General features: G+C 55.7%; 14 protein-coding genes. 5 read left to right on the top strand and 9 right to left on the bottom strand.

Annotated elements, in window-relative coordinates; all coding sequences use genetic code 11:
• The first annotated feature begins 96 nt into the window (after nucleotides 1-96).
• The gene (locus ATK23_RS04335; protein WP_066137958.1) at nucleotides 97-765 is read left to right on the top strand and encodes a DNA-3-methyladenine glycosylase; all 669 of its coding nucleotides are present in this window, start codon (nucleotides 97-99) and stop codon (nucleotides 763-765) included.
• A gap of 71 nt (nucleotides 766-836) precedes the next feature.
• Here the strand turns inward: ATK23_RS04335 and ATK23_RS04330 are convergent, their stop codons facing one another.
• Together ATK23_RS04330 and ftsY are read right to left on the bottom strand one after the other, a co-directional pair.
• Complete coding sequence (locus tag ATK23_RS04330) at nucleotides 837-3,023, bottom strand: acyltransferase family protein (protein ID WP_157801631.1); 2,187 nt, start codon at nucleotides 3,021-3,023, stop codon at nucleotides 837-839.
• 672 nt (nucleotides 3,024-3,695) lie between these two features.
• The gene (gene ftsY, locus ATK23_RS04325; RefSeq protein WP_066137952.1) at nucleotides 3,696-4,877 is read right to left on the bottom strand and encodes a signal recognition particle-docking protein FtsY; all 1,182 of its coding nucleotides are present in this window, start codon (nucleotides 4,875-4,877) and stop codon (nucleotides 3,696-3,698) included.
• Nucleotides 4,878-5,052: 175 nt separating this feature from the next.
• Between ftsY and ATK23_RS04320 the strand changes: the two genes are divergently transcribed.
• Both ATK23_RS04320 and ATK23_RS04315 read left to right on the top strand, forming a co-directional pair.
• Nucleotides 5,053-6,288 carry an MFS transporter gene (locus ATK23_RS04320; protein ID WP_066137950.1) on the top strand — a complete coding sequence of 412 codons (1,236 nt, stop codon included), beginning with the start codon at nucleotides 5,053-5,055 and terminating at the stop codon, nucleotides 6,286-6,288.
• A 383-nt stretch (nucleotides 6,289-6,671) separates the two neighbouring features.
• Nucleotides 6,672-8,633 (top strand): cell wall-binding repeat-containing protein, encoded by a 1,962-nt coding sequence (locus ATK23_RS04315; protein WP_066137945.1) that lies wholly within the window; start codon nucleotides 6,672-6,674, stop codon nucleotides 8,631-8,633.
• A gap of 270 nt (nucleotides 8,634-8,903) precedes the next feature.
• On the opposite strand, the gene smc is transcribed toward ATK23_RS04315, so the two are convergent.
• Nucleotides 8,904-12,476 (bottom strand): chromosome segregation protein SMC, encoded by a 3,573-nt coding sequence (smc, locus tag ATK23_RS04310; RefSeq protein WP_066137943.1) that lies wholly within the window; start codon nucleotides 12,474-12,476, stop codon nucleotides 8,904-8,906.
• 149 nt (nucleotides 12,477-12,625) lie between these two features.
• On the opposite strand from smc, the gene ATK23_RS04305 reads away from it, so the two are divergent.
• On the top strand, nucleotides 12,626-13,441 hold the full coding sequence (locus ATK23_RS04305) for a serine hydrolase domain-containing protein (RefSeq protein WP_066137939.1): 816 nt from the start codon (nucleotides 12,626-12,628) through the stop codon (nucleotides 13,439-13,441).
• Between the two features lie 26 nt (nucleotides 13,442-13,467).
• Here ATK23_RS04305 and mutM read toward each other — a convergent pair whose 3' ends face one another.
• Genes mutM through ATK23_RS04285 form a run of 4 tightly spaced genes read right to left on the bottom strand, consistent with a single transcriptional unit; the run spans nucleotide 13,468 to nucleotide 15,879 of the window.
• On the bottom strand, nucleotides 13,468-14,397 hold the full coding sequence (gene mutM / locus ATK23_RS04300) for a bifunctional DNA-formamidopyrimidine glycosylase/DNA-(apurinic or apyrimidinic site) lyase (protein WP_066137935.1): 930 nt from the start codon (nucleotides 14,395-14,397) through the stop codon (nucleotides 13,468-13,470).
• A gap of 10 nt (nucleotides 14,398-14,407) precedes the next feature.
• Nucleotides 14,408-15,106, bottom strand: coding sequence for a ribonuclease III (gene rnc / locus ATK23_RS04295; RefSeq protein ID WP_083515411.1), 699 nt, complete (start codon nucleotides 15,104-15,106; stop codon nucleotides 14,408-14,410).
• Between the two features lie 3 nt (nucleotides 15,107-15,109).
• Nucleotides 15,110-15,313: a 50S ribosomal protein L32 gene (gene rpmF, locus ATK23_RS04290; protein WP_013348816.1), complete on the bottom strand. Its 204-nt coding sequence runs from the start codon at nucleotides 15,311-15,313 to the stop codon at nucleotides 15,110-15,112.
• Nucleotides 15,314-15,315: 2 nt separating this feature from the next.
• On the bottom strand, nucleotides 15,316-15,879 hold the full coding sequence (locus tag ATK23_RS04285) for a YceD family protein (protein ID WP_066138948.1): 564 nt from the start codon (nucleotides 15,877-15,879) through the stop codon (nucleotides 15,316-15,318).
• A gap of 383 nt (nucleotides 15,880-16,262) precedes the next feature.
• On the opposite strand from ATK23_RS04285, the gene ATK23_RS04280 reads away from it, so the two are divergent.
• Nucleotides 16,263-17,498: a CDP-glycerol glycerophosphotransferase family protein gene (locus ATK23_RS04280; RefSeq protein ID WP_052253775.1), complete on the top strand. Its 1,236-nt coding sequence runs from the start codon at nucleotides 16,263-16,265 to the stop codon at nucleotides 17,496-17,498.
• 82 nt (nucleotides 17,499-17,580) lie between these two features.
• Here the strand turns inward: ATK23_RS04280 and ATK23_RS04275 are convergent, their stop codons facing one another.
• Nucleotides 17,581-21,216 (bottom strand): CDP-glycerol glycerophosphotransferase family protein, encoded by a 3,636-nt coding sequence (locus tag ATK23_RS04275; RefSeq protein WP_157066307.1) that lies wholly within the window; start codon nucleotides 21,214-21,216, stop codon nucleotides 17,581-17,583.
• Between the two features lie 376 nt (nucleotides 21,217-21,592).
• Entirely contained in the window at nucleotides 21,593-22,768 is a 1,176-nt protein-coding gene (locus ATK23_RS04270) for a CDP-glycerol glycerophosphotransferase family protein (RefSeq protein WP_407645320.1), read from the bottom strand.
• Nucleotides 22,769-22,800: the final 32 nt, after the last annotated feature.

The raw sequence follows: 22,800 nt of genomic DNA, 5'->3' as shown, positions 1-22,800 counted from the left end.
TTCACGAGTGCGAGTTACTTGAACCCCCAAGTTTCAAGTAAAAAGAATCGTGGCACGCGCCAGGGACAATTTGGCTTCAGCAGGCACACTGGAGACATGGACCGCACTTTCTTCTTGCCCGATGCGCTGAGCGTTGCACCGCAATTGCTCGGGGCAGTGCTCACGGTGGATTCCGCCGAAGGACCGGTCAGCGTGCGCATCACGGAAACCGAAGCATACATGGGGTTAGGCACCGGTGGCCCCTACGATCCGGGCAGCCACTCGAAAGACCGGAAAACCGAACGCAACGCATCCATGTTCCTGGACCCCGGACATGCATATGTCTATTTCAGCTACGGCATGCACTATGCCCTGAATTTCGTTTGCTCGCCGCCGGGCATTGCGTCCGGGGTGCTGATACGCTCAGGCGCAATCACGTCGGGGACGGAACTGGCAATGGCCCGCCGGCTGGAGAAACGCCCAGCCCGCTACTCGCGCAATCCCATCCCGGAGGTCCAGTTGGCCCGCGGACCGGGGAACTTGGCAGCTGCGCTGGGACTCACCAGATTGACGCACGATGGATTGGACCTGTTCTCTCCCCCATTTGCCATCCACGCCGAGCCCAGTGCTCCGGCAGCGATCCGCACCGGGCCGCGCGTTGGGGTTGCCGGGATAGCAGGAGGTCCGCAGTTCCCGTGGAGGTTCTGGTTGCCCGGAGAACCCAGCGTTTCCGCTTATCGCCCAGGCCGAGATGTTCCTGCATCAGGAAGAAGCACCGCAGAATGACAATGGGCCCCGGCCGCGACGCATTGAATGCGCCACGGCCAGAGCCCATGAACAGAAACCCGTCCGATGCCTTATGCGGCTCGGAACAGTTCCTCGGAATCCAGAGCCTTCTTCAGACGTGATTCCAGGGTCGGAGACAAGGATCCCGCAAAAGTTTCGCTCAGGTGCGAGTGGTCCCAGTACGCCACGATGCCGCCCACCACCGAATAGCAGCGGTCTTCCTCGCACAGCTGGTCATTCATGTCGATCTGCACTACCGACGGATCTTCAAGGGCCTTTACGGCATCCACTTGCGGATCCATCGGGATCCAATCGTCCGCATCACCGGTGCACTCATCAGGGTCATTCGGGTTCGATGCCACGCAGTCTGGAACATTGTCCAAGGTCTCCCCGGGCCACGAGGTATCACGGATCACCGCGACGTCCGCCCCAGTATCCGACCACTTCTCCAAGATTTCCTCGTAGGCCTTCTGTGCCGGCTCTTCAGTATCCTTCATGCTGTAGCCGCTGACCGGCACCGATTGGCGATTCGAGCTGATCACCAGGTCGTAGTCTTCTTTCTCAATCTGCTCGCTCACCCAGGTACCCAGTTCAGCACACCCCGCTGTCTTCGACTCCGAATCAAATTTCTGTGGTTCAGCCATGATGGCACAGCGATTGGCAACGTAAGTGTCCAAAGTCCAGTCGTGCTCCTCGACCAGCGGTTCCAAAGCGGGGAACCATTGGGCGGCATGCGAGTTGCCGACCAGCGCGACCTTAATGTCTCCGTCGCCGTAGCTGCATACGGGACGTTCTTTGAAGTCGGTGCTCTGGCTTGCAAAGCAATCGTCCTTGTAGACAATTGGCTTGTCCGTTTTAGCCGCGATCGGCGCAGGGGCAACTACGTCGTAATTGCCTATCGCTTCTTGTTGCTGATCGCAATCTTCGGCCAGGGCGGCTGCTCCGAAGCACTCTGGACCCACGGATTTCTCCACTTGGGCCAGCGCCTTATCCACGTCCCGCGCATCGTTCATGACCCGGGCCGTATTCATATAGAAAGCGCCGGAAAGCAAGGCCAGAATCAGGCTTCCGGAGACCAGGAAGCGCGGTGCCGAAAGCACAACAGAAGAATCAATGAATTTGCGGAACCGAACTTCGACAAGCTTCTGGGTCAGCACTGCCAAAGACAAGGTCAGGACGAGAGCCAGGATCTTCTGCGGCCATTTGAAATCATCAACCGTGAACGGCATCAAGACCAGCAGCGGCCAGTGCCACAGGTAAATGGCATAGGAATTATCCCCAAAGAACTGGAACAGCTTGGAGTTCAGCAGGACGTTGGGAGAATACCTGTGGGTGGAGTGGGACAGCAGAAGCAAGGCTGTGCCGAATACCGGGATGACGGCAATGTAGCCAGGGAATGGCATGTCTCCAGTGAAAGCCAACGCACTGAAAGCAATGGCTAGTAGACCGCCCCAAGCGCCAATCAGACTGACAAGGTCGCGCTTTGCCGCATGCAAACGTGGCCCCAATGCTGCGACGAGTGCGCCAGCAGCGAATTCCCATACGCGAGTGAACGTGGAAAAGTAGGCACTTCCCGGCTCGACTGCCGTCGCGTAGATCGAGTAGCCAAAGGACAGAACAAACACGGCACTGATTCCTGCCAGCGCCACGGTCGCTGGCTTAAGCCCAAACTTGACTGCGGCAAATATCAGCAAACCAATCAGCACCGGCCAAACGAAGTAGAACTGCTCTTCAGCAGACAATGACCAGAAATGCTGGAAAGGACTTGGCGCATCGCTTTCGGCTAGGTAATCGACTTTAGTCAAAGCCAAGAACCAGTTTTGGAAGTAGAACGTTGCAGCCACTGCCTGCAACCCCCAGTCCTGCCAGACCGTGGTCGGCGCAAACATCCAGATAGCCAGAACGCTGGCGAAGATCACCAAGAAGGATGCAGGGATCAGGCGTTTCACTCGCCGCATCCAGAAATGCGCAACGTCCGCGAGATTCTTAGGTGGTTTGGAGATCAGGTGCGAGGTAATCAAGAAACCAGAAATCACGAAGAATACATCGACGCCGACAAAGCCCCCAGGGAGATAGTGTCCCCAGAAGTGATACAGCACCACGATGCCAACGGCTATGGCACGAAGCCCCTGAATATCGGCGCGGAATGCCTTGGTTCGCGAATCCCGGTTCACGGGAATCGGCAGGTCTTGATTCGACGACACGTCGGTGTGAGTCCTTTGCCAGATCGATCTTTCTTGCAAGATTTCTGGATCCATTGAGCAGAACCCCGAATGCCTCGCATGGCAGTGGAGATGCTCAATGCCCCAGAACATCTTTATCGAAGTTACCTGACCGCTTTCTGCAAATTATTGTTCGATTCCCGGACAAAGCAACACGAGATCACTTGTATCAAATGAAACTTCTCCTCGCTGACAAGTAGTTTTAGCTACATGCACGAAACCCGCGCATACGAGTTCGGCTCCTCGGCCGCATGAAAAGCATCACGGCGTGTCGCGATGCAGTGTCTCTGCTGAATTCAGCACTAATGATCTATCAACGTGCACCAGCAGGCAGCTTGCACCATCGCGACCTTGTCGCGGCAGGTTTTCGGAGCCCACGCTCCCGGGCGAATGTTGGCACCGCGTCTCATGATGCTTGCATTATTCGAAACGCACGCGCTGGCTCGGATCTCAATCCACGCGAATGGATCCATATTGAGTGCCAACCGCGTTCCGAATACTTCGACATTGAACGGCACACCAGCGCCCCTGCAGAAAGCGAATACGCAGGAGCCGGCAGCACCACGCACAGAGGCCTCAATGCCCAGTGGGTCGCACGTAGTACCGACGGTAGATCAGACCACCACCGGAAGTCCTTTTAATCAAAGGTCTCCCCGCTATTTCAAGTAGCGGGGAGACCTGGAAGTTATGGAATATTCGATTAGGCGATTAGCCTTCGAGCAGTGCGTCCACGAAATCTTCCGGGTTGAATGGAGCAAGATCGTCCGGGCCTTCGCCCAAGCCGACGAGCTTCACCGGAACGCCGAGCTGGCGCTGGATAGCCACGACGATGCCGCCCTTTGCGGTGCCATCGAGTTTGGTCAGCACGATGCCCGAAACGTTGACGACCTCGGAGAAGACCTTGGCCTGCTGCAGGCCGTTCTGGCCGGTGGTCGCGTCGAGGACCAGCAGGACTTCGTCAATGGTGGCCTTCTTCTCGACCACGCGCTTGATCTTGCCCAGCTCGTCCATCAGGCCGACCTTGTTCTGCAAGCGGCCGGCGGTGTCGATCATGACAATGTCGACTTCCTGGTCAATGCCGGCGGAAACAGCTTCAAAGGCAACCGATGCCGGGTCGGCACCGTCAATCTCCGAGCGAACGGTCGGCACGCCCACACGGTCGCCCCAGGTGGCAAGCTGCTCTGCAGCTGCAGCACGGAAGGTGTCTGCGGCGCCCAGCAGGACATCCTTGTCTTCAGCGACGAGAACTCGGGCCATCTTGCCGATGGTGGTGGTCTTGCCGACGCCGTTGACACCGACAACCATGATGATGCTCGGGCGGTCCGGGTGCGGTTCAGGCAGGTAGCTGCGGTCCAGACTCGGGTCGACCAGCTTGAGCAGTTCCTCGCGGAGCATGGCCTTGACGCGGGCCGGGTCCTTGCTGCCTTCAATCTTCACTCGTTCGCGCAGCGCGTCGACAAGCTCAAGGGCAGGTTCGGTACCCAGGTCTGCCATCAGCAGGTTCTCTTCAATCTCTTCCCAGACATCCTCGTCAATCGAGTCTTGGCTGAGCAGGGCCAGCAGGCCCTTGGAGAACATGTTATTGGACTTGGTCAGTCGCGCACGCAGGCGGGCCAGACGGCCCTGCACTGGTTCAGGAACATCGAGCTGTGGCGCAGCCGGTGCGGCAGGTTCCTGGACTGCGACGGGCGCATCGCTTGCTCCGGCAGTGTCCGCTGCGGCATCAGTATCACCCTCAGCGCTCTGGCCGGTTGGCAAGTCGTCTGCATCGCGCTCTGACGTATACGGAGTCTTGGGCTTGCGGCCCTTGGTGACGAAGGCAATGACGCCAATGGCCACCACGGCAACAACCGCGACAATGATGATGGTTAATATAAGCGAATCAGACACGCTTTAAATCGTCTCATATCTCCAACGATTTAGGGATCATGTGGCACTCAGCACCAGCGAAAGCGTATTTGGCATCCGGGGCTAGACTGGCAGGTGGGCTGATTTGCCCTACACGTCGTTCCAGAAAGGCTGACGGTTGCTGCCCATTGCCGGCAGAACCATCTCTCCAATAGACATGGCATTGAAAACCACCCGTACCACCAGGCCGCCGATCCCCCAGGAGATTGGCGTGCTGCTGGTAGCGGCCTTCATCATCGCCCTGGGTTTCGGGCTCATCGCCCCGATCCTGCCCCAGTATGCGGTGAGCTTTGATGTCGGCAATGCGGCCGCCACAATCATCGTCAGCATCTTTGCCTTCACCCGCTTGATTTTCGCGCCGATAGCCGGAGTGCTGGTAGGCAAGCTGGGCGAGCCAAGGATCTACGTCACCGGCGTGCTGCTGGTCGCAGTATCCACATTGCTTTGCGCGGTGGTGCAGGACTACACGCAGCTGTTGATTGCCCGCGGCCTGGGCGGGTTCGGTTCGACCATGTTCACCATTTCGGCCATGGCGTTGATTGCACGTCTGGCTCCGGAGAAGTCCCGTGGCCGCATCTCGGGTTTGTACGCCGGCTCGTTCCTCCTGGGCAACGTCTTTGGCCCGGTTCTCGGGACCCTCCTCGCCCCGCTGGGCATGCGGGTTCCCTTCCTGATCTACGGAACCGCCCTGGTGATTGCCGCGGGTGTGGTCTACATGGCGTTGGGCCGCCGCCGTGAACTGGATGCGGATGCCGCCAACCCGCGCTCGCGGAAAACGGATATCGAGGTCGTGACCACGCGCGAGGCGCTGGGCTCCCCCGCCTACCGTGCGGCATTGTTCTCCGGGTTCAGCTACGGCTGGCTGGCGTTCGGCGTGCGCAACAGCATGATCCCCCTCTTCGCCTTGGCCGTCTTCGGACAAGGCATGGGCGCCACCGCCGCCGGGATTTCCATGACGGTGTTTGCCATCGGCAATGGTTGCGCGCTGATGTACTCCGGCCGCCTGACCGATAGCATTGGCCGCAAGATTCCTATTGTCCTCGGGATGAGCATCCTGCTCTTGTCCATTGGCGCCATGGGCTACTCGACATCCCTGGTTGGCTTCATCGTCTTCTCAGTGCTGGCTGGTCTTGGCGGTGGGCTGCTTGGCCCAGCGCAGCAGGCATCCGTGGCTGACGTGATTGGTTCCGGACGCAACGGCGGAAAGGCCCTGGCCGGTTTCCAGATGTGCACCGATCTCGGCTCAATTATCGGTCCACTGCTGGCCGGTGCCATGGCGGATATGATCAGTTTCCAATTGGCATTCAATATTTCGGCAGTGGTTGGCTTGGTCGGGGTGATTGCGTGGCTTCTGGTTCCGAAAACCATAAAGCCGGTGAAATTGGCTGAATAGGCAACTTCGTTTCCACTGTTTTTCACCCTGATATTAATTCCCGGAATCTTGCCGGAAAACATCGGGTAGATATACTGGCAAAGGCTTTTGCCATGTCACTTGCACTCAATTTTTCAGGGGAATCCATGCCGGCACTCCGGACACGACGATCCAAAGCCCTATCCATTGCGGTCGTAGCCGCACTTTCCATCCCGCTTTCTGCTGGTCCGGGTTTCGCTGCGCCAGCGGAAGAACCCTCCGCTCAAGCAAGCCAGTCTCCCGCTGCCACGGCTACCGCGACAGACGCGCCGGAACCGTCTTCTGCGCCATCTAAAGCGCCGGAGCTGACCGGGACCGGCGACAAGGTTGCTGAGTCCACGGCGCCAACGCAGAGCACATCTGCAGTGGCGGCCACGCCAGCTGCTGAGGAAATCTCCACCGCACTGTCCAAGGGTGAAGATCTTTCCAACAAAGAGCGTGTGAAACTGGCCGACAAGGCGCTGGACGAACTGGAGATGGAGCACCTCGATGCCCAACTGGGGCAAGGTGCCAAGCGAATCGCGGAAACCGGAGACGCCACCGTCCCCACCGTGGCCGAGCTGGCGGATCTCGCGCAGCTGGCCTCGGATGATGCTGCCGCTTCCATTCCCTTCGAGGTCGGTGCGCCCGCTTCCCTGGATGAGCTGCGCACTTGGCGTCCGCCGGGCACCCTCGGAATCGATGTTTCCCGCCATCAAGGCACCGTGAACTGGTCCACCGCCAAGGCCAACGGAGCACGCTTCGCCTACATCAAGGCCACCCAGTCATGGCCTTCTTCCTTGTACAAGGACCCGAAGTTCAGCCAGAACTACACCAACTCGCGCAATGCCGGCCTGATCCGTGGTGCGTACCATTTCGCAATGCCGGCCCATTCGTCCGGCGCTGCACAGGCCAAGGAATTCATGGCCAACGGCGGCGGTTGGACCAACGACGGGTACACGATGCCTCCACTGCTGGATATCGAGTGGAACCCGTATAGCAAGACCGCTTACCCTCAGGGCAAGGGCGATAAGTGCTACGGAATGTCCCCATCGGCAATGGTCGCGTGGATCAAGGACTTCGGCAACACCGTCAAGGCCAAGACCGGCCGCCTGCCGATGATCTACACTGCCCAGTCTTGGTGGGATGAGTGCACGGGTGATTCCGAAGCGTTCAAGTCCTGGCCGCTGCATGTGTCCATTTTCCCGACCGCTGACGTCGCGAAGAACCCCCGAGAGCTTCCCGAAGGCTGGACCACGTTCAACGTCTGGCAGTATTCTTCCAATTCCAACATGCTGGGCTCGACCAATAACGTGGATGCCAACGTGTGGAATGGCGACCTGACTTCATTGCGCGACTTCGCGAAGAACCGCCGCAGTACCGCCTACAAGTTGACCACCAGCTACTTCGGCAACATGGATGTGTGGCCAACCCGTTTGGGCCCGTCGCGCATGTCTGGTGCCAACCGCTACGGAACTCCTGTTGCGATCTCCAAGCGCACCTTCCCCTATGGAGCGAAGACCGTTGTTGTCGCTTCCGGCGAGCACTTCGCCGATGCGCTGTCGGTCACCTCGCTGGCCAACCGCCACAACGCTCCTTTGCTGTTGACCAAGCAGGCGTACCTGCCCAGCGAGGTAGCTGCGGAAATCAAACGCCTGAATCCTTCGCGCATCATTATTGCAGGTGGCCCGACCGCAGTCAGCAGCAAGACGTTCACTCAATTGAAGAAGTACGCACCGGTATCGCGTGAAGCGGGAAGCACCCGTTACGGAACCAGCGCCAAGATCGCTACGAATTGGTCCTCTGCGAAAAACGTGTTTGTTGCCTCGGGACGTTCGTTCCCTGATGCCCTGTCCATGGCGGCAGTCGCGGCGAACCGCGAGGCTCCGTTGCTGTTGAGCAGCAAGAAATATGTGCCGAGCGCGATCTTGAAGCAGCTGAAGCGCTTGAATCCTTCCACCGTGTATTTGGCTGGTGGACCACTGGCGGTTTCCAAGACTGCGGAAAACCAGATCCGCAAGGCGGTTCCGAATGCCCGCATCGCCCGCTATGGCGGAGCAACGCGATATGACACCAGTGCTGTCATCGCCAAGGCCTTCTGGCCGAATGGTTCACAGCGCCAGTTCATTGCCAACGGCAAGAACTTCCCTGACGGTCTCAGCGGTGCTGTTGCGGCAGGCTATAACGGGGCACCAATGCTGCTGGCCAAGAAGACCTGCCTGCCTAAATCCATCGGCTCGGCACTGACCAGCATGGAAGGCTGGACCAACGTCCTCATTGGCGGACCGCTGGCTCTGGATTCAACAGTTGCTTACCGGAATGACGGAAAGCTCAATACGTGCTCGTAAACATGGCGAATTAGCCTTCGCACAGTAAAGAAGCTCGTAGTTGCCGCAAATGGCAACTACGAGCTTTTTTAGCTTCTGTAAGATGTCTCCGAGTGAATTGAAGCCAGCCGGGCGGTTCCGTGAGCCGACGGGCTGCCTCGCTTGGCGAGTATCTATGCTCAAATATCCGTTAGCCGTTGCATAATCCAGCAATCCCGAAAATTCGTACTTCGCAACACCGTCATCCATTTTGATCCGTTTGCCTGGCGCATCCCCGCCCTGCCGCACGAGCTACGAAGTCACAACACGATCCATCTTCTGGCTGATCACCGTGGAAACTCCGTCTCCGCGCATGGTGACGCCGTACAGCGCATCAGCCACTTCCATGGTCTTTTTCTGGTGGGTAATCACGATCAGTTGGGAGGACTCGCGCAGCTCCTCAAAGATCGTGATCAGGCGACCCAAGTTCATATCGTCCAAGGCAGCCTCGACCTCGTCCATTACATAGAACGGCGATGGCCTGGCCTTGAAGATGGCGACCAGCAAGGCGACGGCAGTCAGCGAACGCTCGCCACCGGAGAGCAGCGAGAGCCGTTTGATCTTCTTGCCGGCTGGACGCGCTTCCACCTCAATTCCCGTGGTGAGCATATTCTCCGGATCAGTGAGCACGAGCTGGCCCTCGCCGCCCGGGAACAGGCGATCGAAGATCCGCTTGAACTGCACGGCTGTGTCATTGTAGGCCTCGGTGAACACTCGTTCAACGTGGGAATCAACGTCAGCAATGATCTGCTGCAAATCCCCACGGGACTTCTTCAAATCCTCTAGCTGGCCGGACAGGAATTTATGGCGCTCTTCCAAGGCGGCGAATTCTTCAAGTGCCAACGGATTGACCTTGCCCAAGGCCGCCAGGTCGCGTTCCGCTTTCTTCAGCCGCTTTTCCTGCTCCACGCGATCATAAGCTCGGGTGCCGACAGGGTTCCCGTCTTCGTCAACGCTCTGCCGCAGCGCACCCCACCTGTCATCTTCATCTACAGCTTCCGGAATCAGCTGGTCTGGACCATAGTTGGCAATCAGATGATCGGGGGTGAATCCCAGTTCTTCCAGTGCCTTGGTCTCAAGGTTCTCAATACGCATCCGCAGTTCTGCACGGGCCATCTCGTCGCGATGCACGGCATCTGCAAGCCGGGCGAGCTCTGCGGAGAGCTGTTCCGCTTCCCTGCGCTGGCTACCCAGCATGGTTTCGAGTTCAGTTTTCTTGCCGTCGAGTTCTTCGCGTTCTTGGCCAGCCATGGATACCGATACTTCAATGAAACGCAGGACGCGTTCAGCTGCTTGCTCAATGCGGTTCGCATTGGCGGCCTGGGCCTTGCGCTGTTCAGCGCGTCGGGTGGCGACTTCACGGTGATTTCGCTCGGCGGCCGCAGTGCGGCGCAACCCCTCGATGCGTGAGCGCAACGCAGAAACGCGCTCTTCGCTGCTGCGCAAGGCCAAACGCGCCTCCAATTCCTGCTGGCGTGCGGCGGCCGCGGCATCGGCCAGTGCTGCCCGGGCCGCGTCATCCACGGTTTCTTCGTCTTGATCAGTCGAAGCAAGTTCCATGCGCTCGGTAATCTCCTCCAGAGATTCCTGCTCAATTTCCAACTTCTCAAGCGTTGCCTCAAGCTTTTCTTCCAACGCGGCTTTATCCGAATGCGCGCTGCGCAGCTTCTGCCCGAGACGTGCCAGATACGACGACAGTTCATCAATTGTTGCGTCTGATTCCGTTAAAACGGACAGGGCGTCCTCTCGCTGTTGCTGGGCGACAGAGAGCTCTGGACCTCGTTGGGCCAGTCTTCGTTCAACTGATGAAAGTTCTTCTTGGCACTGGGATAGTTCGGTTTCCGTTTGTTCTACCAATGCCTGTTGAGCGATCAGGGAAGCGCCCGCTGAATCTCCCACAGAGCTGCGCAACGCGGAAACAGTTATGCCGTCCAAGGTGGTGAGCAAAGCCGACGGGTGCTGCGCCAATACTGCCGGCGCTTGGCTTATCTCCTCAATGATGTAGTGACCAGCAAAAAGCTGATCAAGCAAACTGTCCAAAGCGCTATCGGCAGCGACAACTTCACGAGCACTGACGGCGTTAGCCACGCCATCCGCAGTAGCAACCCGTGAAGACAGCTCTGCGTGCAGGAAAACCTGGCTGGCCTCTTGCTGTTGCAGGTCTTCGATGAGCTCCAGCGCGTTGCCAAGGTTCTTGGCTACCAAGGCTTCGGCGTTCTCACGCAATATCGCGGCGATGGCCTGTTCGTATCCGGGGTTGACCGTAATCAGCTCGCCCAAACGCCCCAGGACCTTGCCAGCAGCTGAACGAAGAAGCTGAGCGGACTGATCATCTGGTTTTGAGTTCAGCTTCAGGGCATCAAGGCGTGCGCGCAGTCCGGAAACACGCACAGATAGTTCACGTTCCCGCTGGCTATCGGCGTTGTGTGCTTCCGACAAAGCTGAATGTTCTTGATCCGCACTCTCGAAATCCAGATTCAGCTGCGCTTCTCCAGCTAGCTGTTTTTCAAGATCGGTGGCGACTTCGGCGTGAGAGCGCGAATCCAATTCAAGATCCGAGTCGAAGGAACGGACACTTTCCTGGAGGCGAGATATCTCAGCCCGAGTTACGTCGACACGGCTCCGTGCGGAAGCCACCTGGGAGGCTAGCCGGGACATCCCCTCGCGGCGATCCGCTGCGGCACGAAGCATGGCAGCCATTCGCTGTTGTTCAGCCCGCGAAGCTTCCTCGGCCTGCTCCTTGGCTTCGACGGCTTCAGCCAGGATCTCATGGCGGTCTTCAAGAGCTTCTTCCAGTTCCTCAAGTTCTGAGCTCATTCGCTCAGCTTGGGCTTCCAACCGCTCAGGATCTCGGCTGGAATCGAAATGAGTTTCGTTGCTCTCCAGCAATTTCGCTCGTTCACGAGCCAACGCGGCAAGCGAACGGTACCTTTCTGCTTGGGTACTCAGCGCAACCCATGTTTCCTGAATCTGCCCAAGACGCGGGGTGATGGTTTCCATCTGGGAAGCGAGTTCTTCGATGTGCTTCTTGATGCGTTCCAGGCGTGCAGCAGCCTCTTCTTGCTGGGCTTGGATCTTCGATTCGTCATCAATATCTTGTGCCAGCTTGTTATTCAGCGTGACCAAATCATCAGCAAGCAGGCGGGACTTTGCATCCCGAACGTCGAGCTGAACCGTCTGCGCGCGGCGAGCAATTTTCGCCTGCCGTCCCAACGGGGCCAATTGGCGCCGCACCTCAGCGCTCAAATCTTCAAGGCGATCCAGGTTTCCCTGCATTGCCTGCAGCTTGCGCAGAGTTTTCTCCTTGCGCCGACGGTGCTTGAGCACGCCAGCTGCTTCTTCAATGAAGCCACGACGGTCTTCGGCTGTCGCGTGCAGAATGCGATCCAGCTGTCCCTGCCCGACAATCACATGCATTTCCCGGCCCAGGCCAGAGTCCGAGAGCAGCTCTTGAATGTCCAGGAGACGGCACGAGCTTCCATTAATTGCGTATTCGGATCCGCCGGTACGGAATAAGGTGCGGGAGATAGTGACTTCTGCATAGTCGATGGGCAGCTGGCCATCTGCGTTATCAATGGTCAAGGAAACGTGGGCACGTCCAAGCGGTGGGCGACCCGACGTGCCGGCAAAGATCACGTCTTCCATCTTGCCGCCGCGAAGTGTTTTGGCACCTTGCTCCCCCATGACCCAAGACAGCGCATCCACCACATTGGATTTGCCCGAGCCGTTAGGCCCGACAACAGCAGTGACGCCGGGTTCGAATTCAAAGGTGGTCGCCGACGCAAAAGACTTGAATCCGCGAACGGTGAGAGTCTTAAGATGCACGGCGTGAAGTTCCTAAGTTTGGGTCGAATGGCTAAAGTTGGGTTGGGCATCCAAACCCAATCCTTGTGGCAATTCTAGCGAAGCGCAGTAGGGATTTTCTGGTTGTGCTCGCAAAATCCAAGGACGAAAATCGAGGGATAGATCATTCTATGAGCATTCTGACGCAGATTGACCAGTGGCCAAGTGACAATGCGGTTTCCGTGGTAGTCAACGGCAACGGGGCAATCATTGACCAGCACGGTGATACTGCACGCGTTTATCCCTTGGCCTCAGTGACGAAATTGCTCAGTGCCTATACGTTCTTGGTAGCGCTGGAAGAAGAAGCCATCACCCTCGAAGATCCTGCAGGGCCAGAGGGTTCCACGGTGCACCACCTCCTGGCGCATACAGCCGGCTATGACTTCGATTCCGAAGCGATCCGCTTTGCCGTAGAGACCAAACGCGGCTACTCGAATTTCGGATTCGAGAAGCTCGCAGAGCATTTGGAGCAACAGACTGGAATCAGCATGTCCCAGTACGCACAAGAGGCTGTCTTCGCTCCCCTGGCCATGGCTAGCACTGAGATTGCCGGCAGCTGCGCGAAGGATGGGCGTTCCACGGCCGCGGACTTGGCAAAATTCGCAGCTGAGCTGTTGAACCCAACTATCGTGGCGCAAGAAACATTGCGTGACGCAACGCGTGTTCATTTTGAGAACCTTGCTGGAATTCTGCCTGGCTATGGGCGTCAGAACCCTAACGATTGGGGCCTCGGGTTTGAAATCCGTTCGTCCAAATCGCCACACTGGACAGGAGCAAACCATCCGCCGTCGACTTTCGGACATTTTGGGCAGTCCGGCACATTCCTCTGGGTGGATCCCGAGCATCGTCTGGCCTGTGTGACGCTTACTGATAAGAACTTTGGACAGTGGGCCGTTGACGCTTGGGCACCTTTCAATGAACAGGTGCTCAATTCTCGCATTGCATAGCCTGCGACAAGTTCTCGATGTGCCAGCTAGCGTCGTGTGCGACGTGGACGTGGCTGGCACACGGGACAGCTGTATGAGGAACGGCCCATAAACGGATCGCGCCGAATCAACGATTCTCGTCCGTTCTCCTCGCACCGCAAACAGACCTTGCCTTCACGCCCATAGGCGTTTAATGATCTGGCGAAATAACCGCTGGCACCGTTCACATTTACATAGAGGGAATCAAAGCTGGTACCGCCAGCTGCAAGGGCGCGCGTCATCACGTCAACCAGGGCATCGTTAAGGCGTTGAACCTCAGGACGCCTAATTGTTGCGGTACTGCGCAATCCGGACAGGCCTGCTTGCCACAGTGCCTCATCCGCATAGATGTTGCCGACGCCTGAAATGATCCTCTGGTCCAGAATGGCCCGCTTCAATTCTGTATTCTTCTTGCGAAGCGCGACGTACAGGTCATCGGGATTGCGGTGAGGATCCATGACATCCCTGGCGATGTGTGCCGCCGCTAATGGGATCGATGCCTGTAGCGACCCTGCGCCCGCAGGCAACCCATCTGTTGTTGCCATGACAGGCGACAGGAACATTCCGCCGAAGATTCGCTGGTCAACGAAGCGCAGTTCGCTTGGGAAGCCGGATCTATTGCTCAGTGACAGGCGTACTTTTAGATGCTTCTCATCGGGAGCGTCAGGTTCTTCAACAAGGAGTTGCCCGCTCATCCCCAGGTGCGCTACCAAGGCCACCGGGGCAGGCAAGCCGTCCAAGTCCATCCAGAGGAACTTGCCCCTGCGAACTACAGAAGCAATTGAACAGCCGCTCAGGGTCTGTTCGAAATCTTCAACACCGTCGGTATGGCGGCGGACAGAACGAGGATCCAGCACCTGAACGGCACGCACCGTTCGAGTGCGAACCCACTTGTCCAGGCCTTCACGGACGACTTCAACTTCTGGCAATTCTGGCATGCGCTAAAAGCTATCCCTTGGGTAGCTGCTCACCAGGATGCAGCATGAGCCAAGTCTTGTGTGCCGCTTCCTGCTCGGCTTCTTTCTTGGACGGCCCATGCCCCTCGCCATATACCTTGTCACCGATGAGGAGTTCAGCGAGGTAGGTACGTGCATGGTCGGGACCGGAACCGGTGACCTGGTAGTGCATCTCGCCTAGCTTTTGGGAGGCTACTTCCTCCTGGATTACAGTTTTCCAGTCAGTGGTTGCGCCCAGCAGTCGAGGATCCTCCAGCAGCGGAGTGACGAAACGAAGCACAAATGAGCGTGCCGCTTCCATGCCTTCAACCAGGTATGTTGCTCCAAGGATGGCTTCCATGGTGTCTGCCAGAATGGATGACTTGTTTGAACCGTTGGACTGCGCTTCACCACGCCCAAGGAGCAAATGCTCCCCCACTTCCAGATCACGGGCAATCATTGCCAAGGCGCGGGTGCTGACGATAGCCGCGCGCCTTTTCGCGAGATCGCCTTCCGGCAGAAGCGGGAAAGTTGCGTAAAGGTATTCTGCAACGCAGAAGCCAAGAATTGAATCACCCAGGAATTCAAGACGTTCATTAGTTGGAATGCCACCGTTCTCATATGAATATGAGCGGTGGGTAAATGCAAGACGAAACGTCTCGGAATCAATGTTGATTCCGAGACGCTTCATAAGTTCTTCTTTAGAAGACATGTCTTAGACGTCTGCGACCTTGCGACCCTTGTACTCAAGGAACAATTCGGTACCAGCCGAGTCGGTGACAACCTTAGCCTGGTGAGGCAGGCTGTAGGTTACGCGACCGTTTTCAACGGTCTTCACCAGGTTCGGTGCGGTAGCCTTCCACTGAGAACGGCGGGCACGAGTATTCGCACGGGACATCTTCCGCTTTGGAACAGCCACGACTACTTCTCTTCTCTCTTGTCTGACGTTTTATCGATTGCCGCATCCTCTGCGACAATGTCGGACAGCTGCGCTAGCGCTGCCCAACGTGGATCCAGGATCTCATGATCATGCTGGGGGTCATCGTTGAGGCTGATTCCGCATTCACTGCAGAGCCCCAAGCAATCTTCCCGGCAAACCGGCTGGAACGGCAGGGCGGTAACCACTGCGCTCCGTAGTACCGGATCGATGTCAATCAAGTCACCGACCACCCAATACTGATCCACATCATCATCGTCTTCGAATTCTTCGCTCTCTTCATAGTAGAAGAGCTCTTGAATATCAGCCTCGAAGTCGTACTCGATGGGCTCCAGGCATCGTCCACATTCCCCAGCAATCTGCGCTGTAGCGGTACCCGATACCAGAATTCCCTCATGCACGGCTTCAAAGCGAAGATCTAAGTCAAGCTCAGATCCTCCACGAACACCGATGAGTGCATTTCCCACATCCGTGGGCGCCGGAACCTGCTCTTTGAGAGTTTTCATCGAGCCAGGCGAACGGCCGAGCTCCCTGGTTGAAAAAACCAGAGGCGAGTTGCGATCGAGTTCGCCGTGTGGCGATCGATCAGAACGCTTTTCGCTAATGATGACTCCTATAGAAACATAGTCCGACATTTCATCTTAGCTTGCTGTAGGCCAAGTTCCCAAACTCAAACCAGTTCTGGGCCGCGATTTGGAAGTTGCACTCATCACATCTTATCTCAACTTCTATCTTGGCCCGCATTGGCAACACGGCCCACTATGACGGCAAGCTTTACGGTCGTAGATGCGTACCCTACCTGAACATATTTTGATCATTAACTAAAAGTTTCCTAGGTTCAAAGGCTTCGTTAAGCATGTCGACAGCCTCCTACGGAGTCCACGCCATATGCTTGTTCTTAGATCCAAAAATCAGTGGCAAAGGAACTTCCATGAAGGTACTCAAGACCTTGAACAATGCGGCGACGTACGCCGGTCGACGCCTTGTTGCACGTCAGCACCGCAAGTTCATCAACCGTCATGCCACCGAGCTCTTTTATGCGCCTAGCGGCGACGACCGTTACCAAGTTGCCCTCTACTTTGCGGATCCCATGGTTAACGCTTATCAAATCCGCCAGTGGTACGAACCCATGAAGCAATTGGCCAAATACGTACCAGTGGTCATCATTGCACGCCTTCCTGAGTCGGCTTTGGCGTTGCGTGAGGAATGCGCCCTTCCAGTCCATTACGCACCGACAATCGAAGACGTTGAAAAACTCGTTAATTCCCAAGCTTTGCGTGTTGTGTTTTACGTCAACCAGAATATTCGCAATTTCCAGATGATGCGCTTCAACGCACCGGATCACGTCTTCATCAGTCATGGTGAGAGCGAAAAGGCCTACATGTGGTCAAACCAACTCAAAGCCTACGACTACGTTTTTTCCGCTGGACAGGCTGCGCGTGATCGCTTAGGCATTCATCTGCACAACTTCGATTCAGAGCATCGCACCCGATTGATCGGTCGACCGCAGATCGACGTAGATTATTTGGCGCCGTACTCGATCAACCACTCATTGCCCACCGTACTTTACGCTCCAACGTGGGAAGGCGATCGGCCTTCTATGAATTACGGTTCCCTCTTATCGCACGGGGAAGGGCTCATTGACGCGCTGATCAAAGACGGCGGATTCAACATAATCTTCCGCCCACATCCGCGTTCTGGCATCAATTCTGCGCAATATGGACAAGCTGTGGAACGAGTTCGAGATAAGCTCAATTCAGCAAATTCGACAGCAACTGGTCGACTCCTGTTTGACGACACCACCCATTGGGGCTGGCAGTGGGCACAATCTGATATTTGCATTACGGATATTTCTGCAGTTGCCTACGATTTCCTTGCAACCGGTAAACCGATGTTCGTTACCACTCCGGTTTCTGAGGAGGCGACTATCTCTGATTCCCCAGCTCTGAGCAAGGTGCCGTCCCTAGCAGCTGCACAGTCCGCTGATAGTCCTGCGTTGATTCGTTCAGCACTATTGGAAGAAAATGCTGGGTTCAAAGAAGTTGTCGAGTACTATTTCGGTGACGTTGCCAAGGGCGCCAGCATGCAGCGCTTTATTGATGAATCTCTGAACTTGGTCAACGGCCACGCGGAGGTTTCGCACTTCCCGGGCCGGCGCGCAGCCTAGGTGTTCGAATCCAACGAAGAGGTGTGTTGAAGAGTCAATGATTCTTCAACACACCTCTTTCCAGTTTGGCAGTCTTTGACGACTAGGAATTCACCAAGCTAAGCAGCTCCTCAAATTGTGCAAGCGCGTTGTCCTGGTACAACTGCGCGTCAAAAACCTTCTCGGCTTGGTAGCCGTCCAAAAAGGCCTGCATGCCCTTGACCAATCCTTCGGCCGAATTTTCGACAAGTTGCCCGAAACCGCCGATGAGCACGCTATGCGATCCAACAACATCGGTTGAGATTGCAGGTAGGCCAAGCATCATCGCTTCTATCATTGCCAGTCCCTGACCTTCATAGTCAGAAGAGAAGACAAAACAGTCAGCGGTTTTCAGTGTTGGGAAGGGGTTGGCCAACAAACCGGTTATGACCACGCGCCCGGTCAGTCCGCGTACCTTGATCTCCGTTTCCAGGTCACTGCGAAGCGGGCCATCACCAATCATCAACAACCGAGTTCCTGGATGATCCGCGTTAATCTTCGCGAACGCTTCAAGCAACTTCATTTGTCCCTTTTCAGGAGACAACCGCGCCATGTTGGCAAAAACGGTTAGCCCATCGCCCTCGAAACGATGCACCGGATCCGATGCCTCAGACCATTCCAAAGGCTTGCGCAGATCCAGCAAGTTCTCCGACACGGTGAACTTGCCAGGATCAAGCCCAAATAGCTCGCTCAGTTGCTGCTCGTTCTGCTGACCAACACTTTCAGTTACAGAAACCAACCGGTCATAGTGACGGTAGGTGGCGAATAGTCCCGGCATCGTGCCGAAGCGCAGTTTCCACTCCCCTACCATGTCGTTGTGCAGGTAAATGTAGTTGCGCTTCGCATGGGTATGAGACGCGGCAAATAACATAGCCCAAAATCGCGAGTATCCTTCGAAATCGATAGCAACGTCAAAGCGCGCATCACCGAAGGAACGCTGCATTTCGCGTTCCATCGTGTTCAGGTGGATCTGTTCAGCTAAAGGCGAGTCGAAACCACGATGTGCGTGATAACCATCGGAAACCCAACGTTCTTCGGCGGACATGATCGTTGCGCCGGCGCGTGGAAGAATCTTGACATGTTCAGGAAGCCCGTTAAGAATCTCCAATGAATCCGTATTGCTTCCAACGGCGCCCATGTCAACAGCAACAGACACCAAGTACTTCTCTGGATCCAGCGAGCCGATCAAATTGGTGAATGCTGTGGCGATGCCATTGGGCTTAAAAGGACCTTGGTAGAACAGCAGCTTGATCCGCTCGTCTTGCGGTGCCTCAAGCAGGCAGCTTTCGTCATCCAGGAAAAAGAAATCGATGACTCGCTGAGTGGCGTTCCCATCTTCCATCGACGCGAACTCAGCCACGTTCTTCTCGAGGTTCTCGTGTACACCGAGATCCCCATCGCTAAGTTGGCGATGAAGCTCCAAGCATACTTCTTCGATTGAGTCCAAGACGTTGCCAGGCCATGTAGAGCGTTCGAAGTACAGACCACGTTCAGCCTCATAAGCGTCGAAGTCCGGCGTGTAGAAAATGATTGGCTTCTTAGTTGGCAAGAAGTCGTAGAAGATTGAAGAGTAGTCGGTGATTAACACATCGACAACTGCCAAAAGCTCGTTAGTGTCGATGGATGCAGGCACGACGGTTGCATCCAGGGCTGCATCACCAATTAGTTGTTCAGCGAAACGGTGTGCACGGAACAGCATGTGATGCTCGCCTTGCGACATTGCAGCCAGGTCCTCGACTAGGCCATTGACATCATAAGACCGATCTTTGAGCTGGCCTCGCCAAGTCGGCGCAAACAACACGATTTTCTTGTCGTTGTTTGGATCAATACCAAGAATTTCTAGGATTTCGATCCGACGTGCTTCGCTCATATTGATCATCTGGTCTATTCGAGGGCTGCCGGTCAGGGCAACCTTCGCCGGGAACAGGCCATCAAGGTCATGGTCAGTACTTAGGGTTTTCAGCGTGTGCGCATTGGGGACCATCATGTGAGTTGTTTGAAGGAAGTTGCGCTGAACGTTTCGGTGCTCGGCAACACCGTCTTTGACGAGCTTACCCATGAACTTCAAGGGCGTACCGTGCCATGTGTTTAATACTCGTTGACCCTCGCGACGGGCAAAATAGGTTGGGAAGGTCGCGTTATTCACCAGGTACTTGGCGGTTCCCAGCAAACGAATGTATTTGTCGGAATGCTGCTTTATGATCGCAACATCCGGTTCTTCACTCAGCTGGGCCGGGACCTCTGAATAATCGTTATAGACCCACGCGAAACGGAAGTTGTCAAAACGTGGATCCTTACGCATCTGACGGAAGATTGCCAGAGGATGGCAATGGACATTCTTGCCATGTGACGACTCGAATAGGACTAGATTCTCGTCTAGCGGCTCTACTTCTCGCGCATGAATGGACAGAGCCCCGCGCCGACGACCCACGCCCTTCAGGGCGTTGCCCAGTCCGGCCACCGATATCTCAGTGAAAAGCAACATGCCGGCATAGTATTCACACGCTGATTCGAACCTTCCTAGATGGGCGAAGGCCTGCCCAGCTTTCGCTTGCCACTGACGTTCAGTAGAGGACGAATGCCACAAAGCTGACGCATATGCAGAAGCGGCAGTTTCCCAATCGCCTCCAGCAGCTGCGATCGCACCTCGCTGGCGATGGTAATTGGCACGGGCGCCAGCGGACTTGGATCCTTTGAAGCTGCTGCCAAGGTACCCCCAGGCTTCAGCCGCCTCGCTGAATCGGTTACTGGCTTCCTCAAATTGGCCAAGTTGCATCAGTCCGTGGGCATAACGGAACAACGCAACGGCTGGTTCAATTCTTTTCTGCTCTGGCAATAGGTCAACAAATTCAGAGAAACAGGCTACCGATTCTGCGTGTTCTCCCGCGCGAGCGAGTAGTCGACCGCGGGCATAACCAGCCAATACACGCTCTTCAACTGTGTCCGCGAAGTTCTCGGCTCGTTGGAAGTATTCGTTGGCTTGACGGAATTCGAAGAGTCTCGCCGCCGTTTCGCCGGCACGGTAATTCAGCAGATATAAATTCGTAGTGCTGGAAGTATTTTGCAGTTCCAGCTCGTAGGCGTCTAGTGCACGATTCCAGTCTTCTTCATTTTCATGAATTTTGCCTACGCCAACGTTCAGTACGGTCTGTTCGGTTGAACGCAACACAGCGTTAGAGTAAGCGTTCTGGGCTTCCGTGGATTGCCCCAATTCTTCTAAACAACGACCAAGCCCGTACCAGTACTTGGGTTGCTGGTCATCGAGGTCCAACGCCTTTCGGAAGTACTCTTCAGCCAACTCAAAACGGGACATGAAGGAGGCTGCCTGGCCGGTCAGGAACATCCAATTTGCGTCGTCGACATGCTGGCTTTCATATTGCAGCCGAACATCCAATTCACGCCAGCGTTGCCCGGTCTCCAGCAGGAACTTAGCGATAGCTGCCGAAGCTGCTGGATCGCTCGGGAAATCTGCCACCAAACCGTCCAGGATGGCAGAGGCGAGATCTGATTTTCGGGCCAAACGAGCGCAACGTGCCCAACGAATCCGCCAAGTGATTTTGCTTGGGTCGCCTTCGCAAGCAGCTGCAAAAAGTTCTAGCGAGCGCTCGTACTTTTTCATTCGCTGCATGTTCAATGCGAGCGTTTGGATCCACCCGTAACGATGCGGCTGACGAGCAATGGCAGATTCAAGCTCATTCATGGCAGCCTGGTACTGCTTGCACTTGTACAAGCTGAATCCGTAGCGGAATTGCACTTCAGCAGACTTAGTGAGGCCTGTGTTAAGTGCCTGACCGTAGTAGATAGCCGCGATACGGTATCTACCTAGTCGTTCGATTCGACGGCCTACGCCGAGAGCTACACGCGTACGAAAAATATCCACCGGGGTCCTTCAGAAGGGGGTCTAACCAATAGGCGCCAATAATACGGAGCCTATCTATCATCCGATTCTCTCTCACAGCATGTCAGAATTGCCTAATTAAGGACCGAGTGTTGTTAGTGTGAAAACACATCTGCAATAAAGACGACCCCAAATCCACAGGTATTGTGATTTGGGGTCGTACCAATGGCAACAGTGATTAACTGTGCCAACCACGGAAGTTTTGCAGTTTGCTCTGGCGTTCGTCGATGAGCCTCTCGATTACTTGCTGGAAGCGCTTGGTTGAATCGCCTCGGCTTAATTCACCAAAGTAGAACTTGCGCATTTCTAGGCGCTGTTCTTTATGCCGGTCGTGGACCAGCGCATCATTAAGAACTTCACGCACGTTGAGCACGGAGTCACGATCAATAACGTGACAAGCCTTAGCAATCGGGGCGTCCCTATGCAGAATTTCACGATTCGTACGACGATCTGAAATCACCAGTGGGTTGGCAGGATGCAGGTACAAATAGTCCAGCCCGACACTTGAAACGTCTGTTATCAGTGCATCGGTGGATTCGAACATCGCCAAAATATTGCCCTGTTCGGAAATGACATGATCGGCCCCCGATTCATTGGCGATCGCGATGAGTTCCATGATACGCGAGTGCGCTTGTGCAACACCATGATTCTTGCTTGTCTGGATCCGCGGATGGGGCTTGTAGATAACCCGCCAATTGGGATTCGCCAGCAATGCTTCGACGATGGAAACACCGTACTTATCCAACGAGGTGTAGTTGTTATCCTCGTTTTCGCCTTCCCACGTTGGCGCGTACATGACATCCAGCTTGTCACTGGGATCCAGTTCAGGCTTAAAATCAATGTCCAGTTGCGGACGACCGGTGACCTCAAGCTTGTTGTGGTCAAAGTCGATCAGCATGGCCTCGTGGCGTTTGATAGCTGCTGGACCCGCAACAAAGACTTTGTCGTAGGCCTTTGCCTTGTTTGAAACCATCGACAGCTTGTCGCTTTCGCCGTGATTCACGTGGACATGCACCAAACGAGGGTGGTCAAGGGACTGGAAGTTGGTACGCGAGTTATTCGTATAGATGACCAACTTCAACTCGTTGTCGTCATACAAATCCATGAGATCTGAAAAACGGCGGATGTAGATCTTCGGAAGATCCGTGAATTTCTCAGCAGCTTTGAAAGCGCTCAGGGTACGGAAGACCAGCAGAACTTCTTGCTTTGCATGAAGCTCTTCGAGCACTGGTAACCACTGAGTTACTTGGTATATCTTATCCGCACCATCACCGAAGTACACCGCAACGATTCCAGGTACAGGAATACCGGAAACACCAACGTTGAGACCGCCAGGGCGGGCGCTCAAGCCCATAACCCTTGATAGTCGTCTTGCCTCTGGTCGGC

It is taken from the genome of Glutamicibacter nicotianae (assembly GCF_002797775.1).
Lineage (GTDB): Bacteria > Actinomycetota > Actinomycetes > Actinomycetales > Micrococcaceae > Glutamicibacter > Glutamicibacter nicotianae.
Note: the sequence above shows the minus strand (reverse complement) of the source record. Positions and strands in the feature narration are given on the sequence as shown.